We start from the raw sequence: 598 nt of genomic DNA on the forward strand, positions 1-598 counted from the left end.
CTCCCCGGTCCGAGAAAGCCGGGGCAAGCCAGTGATCTCGACCAACAAGGCGCTGCAGGAGCTGAAACAGGCCACAGGCGAGCGCAACGAATACTCCGCCCTGCAAACATCCTGGGCCGATTGGTGCCGCGAACACCTGGACGCCGAAATCGTGCGCGGCACCCGGAAAGAGATCACGCAGCGCCAGCATCTGTCGCCGGAAACCTATGGCGCGGTGATGGACAAGGCCCGTGAGAGCGTCAGAGCCCCTTCGAAGGGGCTCTGGGAAGCTATCAGGGACACAAACCTCTCAGAGCGCGATACAGAGGCCCTGAGTGAGTATCTCATGCTCAAGGGGGAGGTTGCCCGCCACAAGGCCTTAGGCGCATCCTACGAGCCTCCTAGGGGCGCTCTGGGCCTTCACCGCGTCGAAGGGGATGAACACACTGACCCGTGGCCTTTGATCGAGGCCGTTCGATCTGGGGCGGAGCGGGTGTACGAAGCGGCCCATGGGATAGGCACGGGGCTGCTTGCGAACATGAATGATCGCTATGAAGCCGGGCGCGATCTCTTCCCCAGCTTATCCGACCGAATGCACTTGGCGGCGGTGGTCGCAAAA

The 598-nt window shown here is 62.4% G+C and carries 1 protein-coding gene; it reads left to right on the forward strand.

The genetic code is table 11. The features are described 5' to 3' along the window. Window positions 1–31: 31 nt before the first annotated feature. A partial coding sequence (locus BFP70_RS20100; protein ID WP_141693300.1) for a hypothetical protein occupies window positions 32–598 on the forward strand: 567 nt, incomplete at its 3' end.

Origin of the sequence: Thioclava sp. SK-1 (genome assembly GCF_001705665.1) — a bacterium.
Lineage (GTDB): Bacteria > Pseudomonadota > Alphaproteobacteria > Rhodobacterales > Rhodobacteraceae > Thioclava.